This is a genomic window from Ensifer sp. WSM1721 (assembly GCF_000513895.2).
Classification (GTDB): domain Bacteria; phylum Pseudomonadota; class Alphaproteobacteria; order Rhizobiales; family Rhizobiaceae; genus Sinorhizobium.
In genome coordinates this window covers 2292733-2305311 of sequence record NZ_CP165782.1, presented here as the reverse complement: position 1 = coordinate 2305311, position 12579 = coordinate 2292733, and the positions used below count along the sequence as shown (strand labels likewise).

Below are 12579 nucleotides of genomic sequence, written 5' to 3'. Positions count from 1 at the left end.
CTGCTGGCTTTGTAGGAAGGAGGAGATTGCAATGACGCATGAAGAGCAGGAGGCGCGGGTGCTCGCGACCGATGCGGCGATCGAACTCATCCGCGAAATCCGGCGCGACCATCCGGATATGCTTTTTCATCAGTCCGGAGGCTGCTGCGACGGCTCCTCGCCCATGTGCTATCCCGCCGACGACTACATCGTCGGCGACAACGACGTGAAACTCGGCGAAGTCGACGGAGTGCCGGTCTATATCAGCGCCCGCCAGTACGAGGTCTGGAAACACACGCAGCTCATCATCGATGTCGTGCCCGGCAGGGGAGGGATGTTCTCGCTCGACAACGGCCGGGAAAAGCGTTTCTTCACGCGCTCGCGCCTCTTCGGTGGCGAGGCCTGCCCTTTGCCGACCCGGAATTGAACGGCGGCAAGACCGCGTTCCCCTTTTTGCTCGTTTGGTGCTATCGCTTGTCGTCTTCAAGGATGGGAGGCGGATATGGCGAATCAACTGAGCAGATATCAGGCATTCCGCGCTTTGCACGATCGGCCGGGTGCTTTCGTCATCCCCAATCCTTGGGATGCGGGCTCTGCGCGCATTCTCTCCGCGCTTGGGTTCGAGGCCCTCGCCACCACGAGTGCCGGATTTGCCTTTTCCATCGGCAGGAAAGATTCGGCAGCCGCTCTTTCGCGCGAGGCTCTTTTGGAGAATGCCCGCAATATCGTCGAAGCGACCGATCTGCCTGTATCGGCCGACCTGGAGGACGGCTTCGGTGCGGATCCCTGGTGTTGCGCCGCTACAGTTTCCCTGGCGGCGGATGTTGGGCTTGTCGGCGGCTCGATTGAGGACGCCACGGGCGACCCCGCCAATCCCATCTTCGACTTCGGCTTGGCTGTCGAACGCGTTGCTGCCGCCGCGGAGGAGGCCCGTAAGCACCCATTCGTTTTGACCGCGAGAGCGGAAAACTTCCTGCACGGCAGGCCCGATCTGGATGACACGATCCGGCGTCTTGTCGCATTCGAGCAGGCCGGTGCGGATGTTCTTTACGCCCCGGGCCTGCCGAATCTCGAGGCGATCCAGACGGTCTGCTCTTCCGTCGGTCGGCCGGTCAACGTCGTCATGGGTCTCGCCGGGCAGACCTTTTCAGTGAAAGAATTGCAGCAGGCCGGGGTAAAGCGCATCAGTGTCGGTGGCTCCTTTGCGCGAGCGGCCCTTGCAGGGCTCATGAGCGCCGCGCGGGAAGTCAAAGAGCATGGCACTTTCACGTATTCGCAGCATGCAATGTCCGCCGCCGAAGCTGCGTCCTATATGCTGGACGCAAAAAGATGACTTGAACTCCCGGTAAAACGATCGGTGCCAGTGTTCGAAAGATGGCCGGAGCTCGGCCTGCTGTCTCGGTCGAAAGGGCGACGGCGCGGGATGCGGACGGAAAACCGCGCACACTTTTCCTCATGCCGCGCTCGCTATCAGACAACAATGGAGGATGACATGCAGTACACGACGCTCGGCAATACTGGCCTCGTCGTTTCACGCCTTGCCTTTGGCGCGATGACGTTCACCGCTGGAGACCGCAGTCTCGGCGCCGTCTACAAGACGGACGCCGAGGCTGCCGAAGCTCTTGTCGGGCGCGCGCTCGATGCGGGCATCAATTTCTTCGACACCGCCGATGCCTACGCGTCCGGTCAGTCCGAACGAATCCTCGGCGAGGCGCTGAGAACCCGCCGCGACGAGGTGGTGATCGCCACGAAGGTCGGCTTTCGCAGCGGCACGCCGTTGACCCAGGTCGGGCTTTCTCGCCGCCACATTCTCTGGTCGGTCGATCAAAGCCTGAAGCGCCTCGGCACGGATTGGATCGACGTCTACATCGCGCATAAGGAAGACCCGCACACGCCGCTCGAGGAGACGTTGACGGCGCTGGATGCGGTCGTACGCGCCGGCAAGGTGCGCTACATCGGGTTCTCGAATTGGTCGGCCTGGAAAGCGGCGGCGGCGCTCGAGATCCAGAAGGCCAACGGGCTAGCCCTCTTCACGCACGGACAGATGCATTATTCGCTGCTCGGCCGCGACGTGGAGCGAGACGTCATCCCGATGATGCAGCGCTACGGCCTGGGCCTCACCGTCTGGAGCCCGCTCGCCTCGGGGTTCCTTTCCGGCAAGTACACGCGGGAAAATCTCGATGACCCGGACAACCGCTATTCCGGTTTCGACATTCTGCCCTTCGACAAGGAACAGGGCTTCCGCCTCATCGAGCGCATGCGCACGATCGCCGATGGTCATGGAGCGAGCGTGGCGCAGGTGGCGATCGCCTGGCTCCTTGGGAAGAAAGCGGTCACGAGCGTGTTGCTGGGGGCCTCCAAGCCACACCAGCTTGAAGACAATCTCGGTGCGGTGAAGCTTGCTTTGACGGAGGGCGAAATTTCGGCGCTCGACGCCGAGACCGTGCCGGCGCCGGTCTATCCGAACTGGTTCATCGACAATCTCGCCGACCAGCCGGTGGCCCAGGTCCTCGGGAAGAACGGATGAGCCGAAAAAAGAACGCCGGCGCTGCAGCGCCGGCGTCAACATTCCCGTTCTCGGCGGAACGACCTCAGTCGAACAGGCTCGAAACTGATTCTTCCTGGCTGGTGCGGCTGATCGCCTCGCCAATCAGGCCGGCAGTCGAGATCACCCGGATATTGTGGGCGGATTGAACGGCGGTGGTCGGCTGGATGGAGTCGGTGATGACCAGTTCCTTCAGCATCGACGAGGTGACGCGGGCGACCGCGCCGCCGGAGAGAACGCCATGGGTGATGTAGGCCGTCACGCTGGTGGCACCGTTCTTCAGCAGCGCTTCGGCTGCGTTGCAGAGCGTGCCGCCGGAATCGACGATGTCGTCGATCAGGATGCAGTCCTTGCCGTTGACGTCGCCGATGACGTTCATGACCTCCGACTCACCGGGGCGATCGCGACGTTTGTCGACGATCGCCAGTAGACAGTCGAGCCGCTTGGCAAGCGCCCGGGCGCGCACGACGCCGCCGACGTCCGGCGAGACGACCATGACGTTCTTGAGATCGTAGTTCTCCTTGACATCGCGCGCGAGGATCGGGACCGCATAGAGATTGTCGGTCGGGATATCGAAGAAGCCCTGGATCTGGCCGGCGTGCAGGTCGAGGGTCAGAACGCGGTCGGCGCCGGCTTCGGTGATGAGATTGGCGACCAGCTTGGCGGAGATCGGGGTGCGTGGGCCGGGTTTGCGGTCCTGGCGGGCGTAGCCGAAATAGGGGAGCACGGCGGTGATGCGTCGGGCGGAGGAGCGGCGTACCGCGTCGATCATGATGAGCAGTTCCATCAGATGATCGTTGGTGGGGAACGAGGTGGACTGGACGATGAAGACGTCCTCGCCGCGCACGTTCTCGCCGATCTCCACGAAGATTTCCTGATCGGCGAACCGCCTGACTGTGGCTTTGCCGAGCGGCAGGTTGAGATAGTTGCAGATCGCTTCGGCCAGCAGCCGGTTCGAATTGCCTGCGAAAACCTTCATTGACGGTCCGCCTTGAGCTGGCGCGGTCACGTCCGGTCGGGGCGGGATCCTGCGCGCATAATCCGTGAGCCATTCCGATCGCGGGCAATCGTTGCGGATGGCCGCTGTCAGAGCTGATCGGCCGCTTTTTAGCGTCCTTGAAGGTGAATGCAAGGGGATTGCTGCGACGCAGCGGCGTTTATCCGAAAAACTTTGCGCCGACCGGCCTCAGATCACGATGATTTTGAGGCGGAATCGACCCGAAAATCATAGAACGTGATCGATTCTAGTAAGTTAGAGCGGGGAGGCGAGCGGAAAACCATGCGCAGTTTTCCTCACCGCGTTCCTTTTCCTATCCCGCTCCGGCCCGCCGCCATTCGAGATAAGCCTCGATGGTCTTGTTGGCGATCGCCTGCATCGTTTCGGGCGGAACGGCGCTCCAGGGTTCGGCCGCGGTTCCGGCAACGGTGTCCTGCCCCTGGATTCGGTGAAGGCGGTTGCCGCTGCCGTCGAGAATGTCCCAGACATAGACGACGGTCGTCTTGCCGCCGTCGTTCAGCGCCGAGAAATAGCCTTTGAGGATATGGTCGCTCGTCGTGTCGGCGGAGCTTTTGATCGCGAGGCCCTCGGCGCGCGCGGAGGCGCCGAGCTGTTTCGAGAGCGGGGTGACGGCCTCGACCGGCGCCCCGATGATCGGCAGGAAGCGGACGCCGCCGGAGCCGCTCGCGGTGGCTGCAGGCGCGACGGCGGCTTGCTCCGGTTCTTTTGCCGGCGCCGCCGTTGTCTCTGCAGGCGAGGGCTGCCGGGGGGCCGTGTCCTCCTGCGGGGCCGGGTCTTCCTGCGGCGGCGGGCTCTCTACGCGCGCGGCTTCAACTTGTCTCGCCTGGATCGGTGCCTCGCCCTCCGCGAGGCGACTGGCCTGACCTTCGAGGGTGCCGGCCGGATCGGTGTAATCGGTATCGCCCGTGGCGTATTGCGTCGGCGGGCTTGAAATATTCGGCTGCGCCGAGAAGGCGGCGGTGCGGCTCGGCGGTATGCTTTCAACCGGCATCACGGCGGTCTGTGCCGACATGGCGTCTAGATCGGACTGCGTCACCGGTGGGGAGCGGAAGGTGCCTTCGCCCACGTCGACCTGCGGTATCAGGGCATCCGTCGTGTTGCAGCCGGCCAAGGCTGCGGCAAGACCAAGGCTTGCGATCGGCATGATCTGCTTTCGCATCGTTCCCACCGTTTCCGCTCGAACATGTCAGCGCGAAATGCGGCCGTTGGGACCAGCCGCACCCGCGTCGTTCACTTTCTCGCGGAAAGCATAGGACGATTTCCTTACGCAGAAATGAAGTCCAGCCCGTAACGCGACAGGGGCCGTGGCGTATCGGTCGTCGTCAGATAGGTCTGCCCAAGTGTCATCGCCGTTCCGCTGTCCGAATCCATGATGATCATATGGACGAAGAGCGACATGTCCGGCTCGATTTCCTGCGGATTGCCGACGTGAAACATCTGGTGCTCCATCCAGGAGGGCGAGAAGCGCGCGCCGAGCGAGTAACCACAGGCGTTCAAGCGATGGCGGGCAAGGCCGCGCTCGTCCATAATCCTCGCATGGACGTCGAAGACGGTGCCGAAGGTGTTGCCGGGTCTGAGCACCATCTCGATCGCCTGGATCGCCTCCCTGCAGGCGCTGTAGAGCTCGCGATGGCGGTTGCTCGGCTCGCCGATCACGATCGTGCGCATCATCGCCGCATGGTAGTGGGCGCTGACACCGGCCCATTCGAGCGTGAGCTGGTCATTCGCATCGAGGGTGCGCCGGCCCGCCTTGTAGCGGCAAAGAAGTGCGTCGGCGCCGGAGCCGATGATGAACTCGTTGGCCGGATAATCGCCGCCGCCGGCGAAGATCGCGCCCTGCATGGCCGCGAGAATATCGGCCTCGCTGCCGCCCGGGCGGATCAGCGGCAGCGCGGCGTCGAGCGCGGCGTCGGCAAGGTTCGCGGCCCGTTCGACATAGGCTATTTCCGCTGGGCTCTTGACGAGGCGCAGACGGCTTACGAGCAGCGAGGCATCGACCAGCTCGCCGAAGGTGGAGAGCTGATTGTCGAGAAGCCGCGCCGTCTTACCCGTCATGCCATGCGTGTCATATTCGACGCCGATGCGGCAGCCAAGCAGATCGAGCTCGCTCAGGAGGTTCTTGAGGTCCATGGCCGGATCGGCATTGACGCGGTCCACCCAGATCTCGATGCGCTCGATGTTGGACGTGTGCCGCGCCTGGCGCAGGTCGGCCGAGCGCGTGAGCAGCACCATCTCGCCGTCCTTCTTGACGACCAGCGTCTGGAAAAAACAGTAGCCGAAGGTGTCGTAGCCGGTCAGCCAATACATGCTCTCCTGCGCGAAGAGAAGCAGAGCGTCGAGTTTGTCTTCCTGCATCTTGGTGGTGAGCCGCGCCAGGCGGGCTGCGTATTCCTCTTCGGCGAAGTGGAGCGCCATCTCAATCCTCCCCTATGCAAATCGCGGATATCTGCCGCCCGTAGTCAGGCTCCTGCCTGTGCGTCGTACGGCGATAAGAGAAGAAGCGGTCCTCGTCCGCATAGGTGCAGATGTCGAGGTTTTCCGCGGTCACTCCGGCCTCGTTCAACCGTCTTATAGTAAGGCCGGGAAGGTCGAACATCGCGTGGCCGTTCCGCCCGGATGGGCTGAAGAAGGATGCATAGCTCGCTTCGGCTGCAAGGAAGCGTTCGACGAATTCGGGGCCGACCTCGTAATGCTGCCGGCTGATCGAGGGGCCGAGGCAGGCGATGATGCGCTCGCGGCGCGCGCCGAGCGAAATCATGGCCTCGATCGTGCTTTCGAGGATGCCGCCGAGCGTTCCCTTCCATCCGGCATGCGCCGCGCCAATCACGCCCGCTTCCGAGTCGGCGAAGAGGACGGGGCCGCAGTCCGCGGAGAGAACACCGAGGACGATGCCGGGTGTTGCCGTCACCAGCGCATCCGCATCCGGCCGCGCTCCGTTATAATTTCCGTCGACGATGATCACGTCCGGCGAGTGGACCTGGTGTACCGTGGCAAGGCGTTGTGGAACGGCCTTGAACCAGCGGGCGACTCGGGCACGGTTCTCGCCGACTCGCGCCCGATCGTCGTTGGAACCAAGACCGACATTGAGGCCGCGATAGATGCCCTCCGAAACGCCGCCCTGACGCGTGAAATAACCATGCCTGATCCCCGGGCCCGCCTTGGCGCGGAAGAGCGGGCTCTGCACAGGGGAAAGCGAGGCATCGTCCTGCATCCGGCGTTCTCACCTTTGCTAACGTCTTGACTTCGTTGGATTTCGGGGCGCGTTCCGGCCCGGCGACATGCGGCTGATTTACCGGCGATGTTGGCCCGGCATGCCGGGCGTGTCAATTGCCGAACAAGGAGGAGGCTGTGGAACCGGTTTAGGATCGGCCCTGGCGACCCCGTGGAAAATCGAGGCTCGACGCGCGTTACGGCGCCTTTTTCCGGAAGGGAGCCAAGGCCACTTCGGGGCTGCTGACCGCCAGTACCTTGAACAGTTCGCCCATCTTGCCGGCGCCGGAGCCCGCAAGCCGCTCGACATCGTCGCGAATGCGTTCTTGCGTTGCGGCGTCCTTGTCGCGGCCGAGAGTGGCTGCACGTTCCAGAAGGCCGAGCGCGACAAGGAAGTCGCCCTGGTGGGCAAGCCCGTTGACATGCACGCCTTCTGCTTTCGCACGGCTCACCAACTGCTCGAAATCGACGTGGCTGGTCAGGTCCGCCCGCCCGGGGTTTGCTAGCGGCGGATCGTACTGGTGGTTGCGGACGGCCTGCAGCGTGTCGCCATAGCCGGTCGAGAGGTGGCCGTAGTCGATGATGACCGCCGTGCCGCCTCCGGTGCGAAGGCGTTCACAAATCGCGGCCATCACGGCGTCCCGGGCCGGCGCGATCTCGAAGATCGTGCCTTCGACAACCGATTGCGGTGGCGACGGCAGCAGTGAGGGCTCGATGCCCGCGACCCCGGCGGCAAAGGTCAACTGATCGTCGGCGTCAAGCCCGACCATGCGTTCGCGGAAGCCCTGCGCGGTCCGGACGAATTGCCGGATCGGAATGGCGTCGAAGAGCTCGTTCGCCGCAAGCAGCAGGAAGCCGGAGGGCAGCGTGTCGAAGCTCTGATGCCAGTGGACCTTGCCTTCATGCCCTGCGAGCGTTTCGGCCTGGACCTCGCGCAGCCGGTCGCTGGTCTCGACCAGGTGGATGCTTGCGGACTGGTAGAGGTCGGGTGCAAGCCGGCGGACGACGCGCAGCATATCGGACATCATCGTGCCGCGGCCCGGGCCGATCTCGGCGAGAATGGCGTTTGCCGGCGAGCCGTGTTGCTGCCAGGCGTGGACCAGGAATATGCCGATCATTTCACCGAAGAGCTGGCTGATCTCCGGCGCGGTCGTGAAATCGCCCGCCTGCCCGAACGGTTCGCGAACGCGATAGTAGCCGTGTTCGGGATCGGCGAGGCAAAGGGAAAAATAATCGGTGACGCTGATCGGCCCGTTTGTCCTGATCAGCGCTTTGATCTTGTCGGCAAGAGGATTCGTCATGCATCCGTCCAATTATGCCGCGGCGGCTGCCGCCCGGCGCGCCCGCGCAATGGCCCAGATTCCTGCCAGGGCCATCGGCAGCGAAAGCACCATGCCCATGGTGAGCCAGCCGCCGGCAAGATAGCCGATCTGCGCATCCGGTTCGCGGAAGAATTCGACGAAAATGCGGCTTGCGGCATAGCCGCAGACGAAGATGCCGGTGACAAGGCCAGGCGTTTTCAAGGCTTTGCGGCGATAGACGAAATAGGCGAGCAGGGCGAGGAGCATCAGACCCTCGAGTGCCGCCTCGTAGAGCTGACTCGGGTGGCGGGCAAAGGGCCCTCCGGTCGGAAAGACAACCGCCCAGGGCATCGACGACAGGCGCCCCCAGAGTTCGCCGTTGATGAAATTCGCAATACGACCGAACAAGAGGCCGATCGGCACGACGGCGGCCACGACATCGAACAGGCTCCAGAGGGGTATCGCGTTTTTGCGGGCGAAGACGATGATCGCCAGTGTGGTGCCGAGCAAGCCGCCATGGAAGGACATGCCGCCATTCCAGATCTCGACCGCGCGGATCGGATTCTCGATAACCGAGCCAAGATCATAGAAGAGGATATAGCCGATGCGCCCGCCAAGCACGATGCCGCCGGCTGCCCAAAGCAGGAAATCATCGAGCTGCTCCGGAGTGAAGGCGGGCGTGCCCTTGTGCCAGAGCGAAGCGTTCTGAACGATGCGCCGTGCATAGAGCCAGCCGAGGAGGATGCCGGCGACATAGGCTAGGCCGTACCAATGGACGGCAAGCGGCCCGATCGTGAAGATCACCGGGTCGATGTCGGGGAAGGGGAGAATGGAAAGGCGGGTCGCGATCGTTTCCAAGGTCTTGTCTCGTGCCGGGCCGATTGTTTCGGCGGAACATGGCGATCGAATCCGACCGGGTCAAGCCGCCCCCGGCTCTTACAGACGCATAAGGGTTCGCTGTAGCACTTTTGATTGCTGAACGTTTTTGTCCCTTGAATCAGGAGCGATTCGACGAAACCCGCAATGGCATGGCGCTCTTATTTCCCTTGCATCCTTTGTTCGAGAATCCTACCTGAAAACATGGGGCCCGCCGCGGGTGGCGGGACTGAAATGGAGACCGGAACGATGAGCACAGGGGCCAACCGCATTCTCGACGACCTCGCCAGACTGATGACGGATGCCGCGGGCGCGGCCCAGGGCGTGCGGCGCGAGGTCGAGGCGGCATTTCGCGCCCAGGCCGAAAACTGGCTGAACTCTCTCGATGTCGTCAAGCGCGAGGAGTTCGAGGCCGTCAAGGAGATGGCTGCGAAGGCGCGGGACGAAAACGATGCTCTGCTTGCCCGTATCGAGGCACTGGAGGCGCGCCTTGCCACGGCAGGGCCGATGGCCGGCACCACCGGCAAGTAGCAGTGCAGAGGTCGTCCCTGCGGCGGCGACAATCTGAATCCGGGCCGCGTCTGCGCGCGGTTCCGGCGCATGCGGATATAGCGATCTCGGCGGCTAAGCGACTCCTTCGGCCGAGATCCCGCCGCACTTTCCTCTTTTGCTTTGACGCCTAGTAAACTTCAAAAGTTTTCCACCTGTGGACACTGCCAAAAAATCCTTACGGCAGAGTCGTTTAAGCACCCGTCCTGAATCAAAATCGCAACGCGCCCAGCCGTGTTCCTCGCAATTTTTAGGCGCGGGGGCTGGCACGCTGACTCTGCCGTTATAGACTGATTTTAAATGATGATTCGAAACGGATCACGCAAGCTCCGGGCAGGGTAAGTAAGCCAGGATAGTGACGGGTCCAGAAATCATAGTGTCCGTATCCGGTATTGGGTTTGCAGCGTTGCGTCCTGTGAGCGTGACTATGCGCGCCTATGCCGCGCCTTTAGGGTGATGCATGAGCCTTTTGGAAATGGAAGTCGAGCGCCAGTCCAACCCGGTCGATATGATCGAGTTCGTCGCCGCCAACAACGATTGGTCTTTCGAACGATCCGGCGAAGACGAGATTGCCATGACCGTCGAGGGCAAGTGGGCGGACTATCATGTTTCCTTCTCCTGGATGGAGGAGTTCGAGGCGCTGCATCTCGCTTGCGCCTTCGATATCAAGGTGCCCGACAGCCGCGTCAACGAGGTGATCCGCCTACTGTCACATATCAACGGTCAGGTGCTGATGGGACATTTCGACCTCTGGCGCCAAGAAGAGGTCATCATTTTCCGTCAATCTCTGCTGCTTGCCGGCGGCGCCGAGCCCACGAACCAGCAGGTCGAGGTCTTGTTGTCGAATGCGCTCGATGCCTGTGAATCCTATTTCCAGGCATTTCAGTTCGTCGTCTGGTCCGGCATGGATGCGCAGCGCGCCGTGGACGCGGTGCTGTTCGAGACTATGGGGGAAGCATGAGATGAGCGTGTCCCTATCGGGTCCGATCGTTCTCGTCGGCGCTGGCAATATGGGCGGAGCGATGCTCGGCGGCTGGCTGAAGAGCGGCGTCCCGAGTGGCGATGTCCTCGTCGTCGACCCGGCTCCATCGCTGGTGATGGCGAAGCTGATTGCCGATAAGGGCGTGCGCCATGCGGCATCCGCTCCCGAAGGAATCGAGGCGGGGGTCATCTTTCTTGCCGTGAAGCCCCAGATCATGAAGGCGGCGCTGCCGCCGCTCAAGGGCCTCATCGGTCCCGAGACCGTGATCGTCTCCGTTGCGGCAGGCAAGACGCTCGGCTTCATCGAGCGCCATCTCGGCGAGGCGGCAATCGTGCGCGCCATGCCAAATACCCCGGCAATGATCGGCCGTGGTGTTACGGGCGCCTTTGCCAACGCTCGGGTGAGTGAGGCGCAGCGAGGGCTCGTGCATGACCTCCTGAAGGTCAGCGGCCCTGTCGAGTGGGTTCAAGCCGAAGCGGAGATCGATGCGGTGACCGCCGTTTCCGGCAGCGGCCCGGCCTATGTCTTCTATCTCGTCGAGTGCATGGCCGAGGCCGGGCGCAAGCTCGGCCTCGAGGCGGACCTTGCCATGCGGCTTGCTCGGGAAACCGTCGCGGGGGCTGGTGAACTCCTCCATCAGTCCCCCGACGATGCCGCGCGCCTACGCCAGAACGTCACCTCACCGGGCGGAACCACGGCTGCCGCGCTGGCGATATTGATGGCGGACGACGGCATGCAGCCGCTCTTCGATAAGGCCATTGCGGCTGCGCGCAAGCGAGCCGAGGAACTGGCGGGCTCCGAATAGGATTCCGCAGGGTGGCCGATGAACTGGTTTGTTCGCTGGTCAGCCGCCCGCGGTCCGTCTTTGGCCCGGCGGATCGCGCCGGTGGGACGGTTCGCGTCTGAACAAGAGCTGGAGCGCCTTGCGCATCGCCAGAAGACAGAAGTGGCTGATGGCGGCGTTGCGCTGGCGCTGTGCCAGCGCATGAAGCTGTTGGCTGTCCGGAATTTCAGGCCCTTGTTCGGTCATTGCTCTCACCTTGGCTGACGATTCCAGCGGACGGTAGAGCTTATCTTTCATCGCGATAATCCGTATTGCTTTCCTTTTATCTGTGACGAAACGGAATAGATGGCATGGATCGACAGGAGGCGATGACGGTGTTTCTCGCTGTCGTCGAAGAGGGGGACTTCTCGGCGGCTGCCCGACGATTGAGAATGACGCCGTCGGCCGTCAGCAAAATCATCGGCCGGCTCGAGACCCGGCTCGGCGTACGGCTGTTGCAACGCTCGACCCGCAGCATCAGCCTCACAACCGAGGGCAACTCTTATGCCGAATCGGTCCGGCGTATTCTCGGCGACATGGAGGAGGCCGAACTGGCGATTCAGCCGGGCGCCGAGCCGCGCGGCCGATTGCGTGTCAGCCTTCCAAGTGCTTTCGGCCATCGGCTGATCGTGCCGATGCTGCCGGTGTTCATCGGGCGCTATCCAGCAATCGAGCTCGAACTGGATTTCACCGATGCGATCGTCGATCTTGTGAATGGCGATGCGGACGTGGCGGTGCGTGTGGCCGTGCAAGGAGATTCCACGCTCGTCACGCGCCGCCTTGCCCCTAATCGGCGGATCATTTGCGCAGCCCCGGACTATCTTGAGCGTCATGGCACCCCTGAGAAGCCCGACGACCTCCTGAAGCATGTTTGCCTGGGCATTACCTCTCGCGGCGGCCTCAACGTGTGGGAGTTCGACGAAGCCAGTGGTCATCGGGCGATGCGCATCCGTAGCTCCATCGAGGCCAGTAGCACCGAAGCGCTGCGCCGGCTTGCGCTCGCCGGGATGGGGATCGTGCGGCTTTCGGACATGCTCGTCGGGCCGGACATCAGAGCCGGACGCTTGAAGCCAGTGCTCACCGAGTGCAACCATGCCGAAGCCGAGCCGATCAGCGTGGTCTATCCGCATCGGCGGTTTCTTTCGCCGCGCGTGCGCGTCTTCGTCGATTTCCTTGTCGAACAGTTTGCGCATCCGTGGTGGAACAGTTCCGGCATGGAGGATGAGGTCAACGCCGGCAGTCTTCCGGAATCCGGCGCGATGCGTTAAGTCAGGCGCGCTCAGAGGTTCTCAGCGG

The 12579-nt window shown here is 62.8% G+C and carries 14 protein-coding genes; 7 read left to right on the top strand and 7 right to left on the bottom strand.

The window, feature by feature from the left end:
- Positions 1-31 precede the first annotated feature (31 nt).
- From M728_RS11310 to M728_RS11300, 3 genes are all read left to right on the top strand, one after another.
- Positions 32-406: a DUF779 domain-containing protein gene (locus tag M728_RS11310; protein WP_026618894.1), complete on the top strand. Its 375-nt coding sequence runs from the start codon at positions 32-34 to the stop codon at positions 404-406.
- 75 nt (positions 407-481) lie between these two features.
- Positions 482-1312: an oxaloacetate decarboxylase gene (locus M728_RS11305; protein WP_026618895.1), complete on the top strand. Its 831-nt coding sequence runs from the start codon at positions 482-484 to the stop codon at positions 1310-1312.
- A gap of 159 nt (positions 1313-1471) precedes the next feature.
- A complete protein-coding gene (locus M728_RS11300; protein ID WP_026618896.1) occupies positions 1472-2506 on the top strand; it encodes an aldo/keto reductase in 1035 nt (344 codons plus the stop codon).
- Positions 2507-2570: 64 nt separating this feature from the next.
- On the opposite strand, the gene M728_RS11295 is transcribed toward M728_RS11300, so the two are convergent.
- From M728_RS11295 to lgt, 6 genes are all read right to left on the bottom strand, one after another.
- Positions 2571-3503, bottom strand: coding sequence for a ribose-phosphate pyrophosphokinase (locus M728_RS11295; protein WP_026618897.1), 933 nt, complete (start codon positions 3501-3503; stop codon positions 2571-2573).
- Positions 3504-3834: 331 nt separating this feature from the next.
- Positions 3835-4701 (bottom strand): hypothetical protein, encoded by an 867-nt coding sequence (locus tag M728_RS11290; RefSeq protein WP_026618898.1) that lies wholly within the window; start codon positions 4699-4701, stop codon positions 3835-3837.
- 104 nt (positions 4702-4805) lie between these two features.
- Positions 4806-5957, bottom strand: a complete 1152-nt coding sequence (locus tag M728_RS11285; protein ID WP_026618899.1) for a Xaa-Pro peptidase family protein — start codon at positions 5955-5957, stop codon at positions 4806-4808.
- 1 nt (position 5958) lies between these two features.
- Positions 5959-6753: a peptidoglycan editing factor PgeF gene (gene pgeF, locus M728_RS11280; RefSeq protein ID WP_026618900.1), complete on the bottom strand. Its 795-nt coding sequence runs from the start codon at positions 6751-6753 to the stop codon at positions 5959-5961.
- A gap of 196 nt (positions 6754-6949) precedes the next feature.
- Entirely contained in the window at positions 6950-8053 is a 1104-nt protein-coding gene (locus M728_RS11275) for a class I SAM-dependent methyltransferase (protein ID WP_026618901.1), read from the bottom strand.
- A gap of 12 nt (positions 8054-8065) precedes the next feature.
- Positions 8066-8911, bottom strand: a complete 846-nt coding sequence (gene lgt / locus M728_RS11270; protein ID WP_026618902.1) for a prolipoprotein diacylglyceryl transferase — start codon at positions 8909-8911, stop codon at positions 8066-8068.
- A 267-nt stretch (positions 8912-9178) separates the two neighbouring features.
- Between lgt and M728_RS11265 the strand changes: the two genes are divergently transcribed.
- From M728_RS11265 to proC, 3 genes are all read left to right on the top strand, one after another.
- Positions 9179-9460 carry an accessory factor UbiK family protein gene (locus M728_RS11265; RefSeq protein WP_026618903.1) on the top strand — a complete coding sequence of 94 codons (282 nt, stop codon included), beginning with the start codon at positions 9179-9181 and terminating at the stop codon, positions 9458-9460.
- Between the two features lie 478 nt (positions 9461-9938).
- The gene (locus M728_RS11260; RefSeq protein ID WP_026617929.1) at positions 9939-10439 is read left to right on the top strand and encodes a YbjN domain-containing protein; all 501 of its coding nucleotides are present in this window, start codon (positions 9939-9941) and stop codon (positions 10437-10439) included.
- Position 10440: 1 nt separating this feature from the next.
- On the top strand, positions 10441-11265 hold the full coding sequence (proC, locus tag M728_RS11255; RefSeq protein WP_026618904.1) for a pyrroline-5-carboxylate reductase: 825 nt from the start codon (positions 10441-10443) through the stop codon (positions 11263-11265).
- A gap of 39 nt (positions 11266-11304) precedes the next feature.
- Here proC and M728_RS11250 read toward each other — a convergent pair whose 3' ends face one another.
- Entirely contained in the window at positions 11305-11541 is a 237-nt protein-coding gene (locus M728_RS11250; RefSeq protein ID WP_026618905.1) for a hypothetical protein, read from the bottom strand.
- A gap of 71 nt (positions 11542-11612) precedes the next feature.
- Here M728_RS11250 and M728_RS11245 point away from each other — a divergent pair, with 71 nt between their 5' ends.
- The gene (locus tag M728_RS11245) at positions 11613-12551 is read left to right on the top strand and encodes a LysR family transcriptional regulator (RefSeq protein ID WP_245269661.1); all 939 of its coding nucleotides are present in this window, start codon (positions 11613-11615) and stop codon (positions 12549-12551) included.
- Positions 12552-12579 lie beyond the last annotated feature (28 nt).

Excerpts from the sequence above, each read along its gene's own strand:
- M728_RS11265 (WP_026618903.1), top strand. The coding sequence starts at position 9,179 with ATGAGCACAGGGGCCAACCGCATTCTCGACGACCTCGCCAGACTGATG.
- M728_RS11260 (WP_026617929.1), top strand. The coding sequence starts at position 9,939 with ATGAGCCTTTTGGAAATGGAAGTCGAGCGCCAGTCCAACCCGGTCGAT.
- pgeF (WP_026618900.1), bottom strand. The coding sequence starts at position 6,753 with ATGCAGGACGATGCCTCGCTTTCCCCTGTGCAGAGCCCGCTCTTCCGC.
- M728_RS11310 (WP_026618894.1), top strand. The coding sequence starts at position 32 with ATGACGCATGAAGAGCAGGAGGCGCGGGTGCTCGCGACCGATGCGGCG.
- M728_RS11285 (WP_026618899.1), bottom strand. The coding sequence starts at position 5,957 with ATGGCGCTCCACTTCGCCGAAGAGGAATACGCAGCCCGCCTGGCGCGG.
- M728_RS11275 (WP_026618901.1), bottom strand. The coding sequence starts at position 8,053 with ATGACGAATCCTCTTGCCGACAAGATCAAAGCGCTGATCAGGACAAAC.
- M728_RS11295 (WP_026618897.1), bottom strand. The coding sequence starts at position 3,503 with ATGAAGGTTTTCGCAGGCAATTCGAACCGGCTGCTGGCCGAAGCGATC.
- M728_RS11290 (WP_026618898.1), bottom strand. The coding sequence starts at position 4,701 with ATGCGAAAGCAGATCATGCCGATCGCAAGCCTTGGTCTTGCCGCAGCC.
- M728_RS11245 (WP_245269661.1), top strand. The coding sequence starts at position 11,613 with ATGACGGTGTTTCTCGCTGTCGTCGAAGAGGGGGACTTCTCGGCGGCT.
- M728_RS11250 (WP_026618905.1), bottom strand. The coding sequence starts at position 11,541 with ATGAAAGATAAGCTCTACCGTCCGCTGGAATCGTCAGCCAAGGTGAGA.
- M728_RS11300 (WP_026618896.1), top strand. The coding sequence starts at position 1,472 with ATGCAGTACACGACGCTCGGCAATACTGGCCTCGTCGTTTCACGCCTT.
- proC (WP_026618904.1), top strand. The coding sequence starts at position 10,441 with ATGAGCGTGTCCCTATCGGGTCCGATCGTTCTCGTCGGCGCTGGCAAT.
- M728_RS11305 (WP_026618895.1), top strand. The coding sequence starts at position 482 with ATGGCGAATCAACTGAGCAGATATCAGGCATTCCGCGCTTTGCACGAT.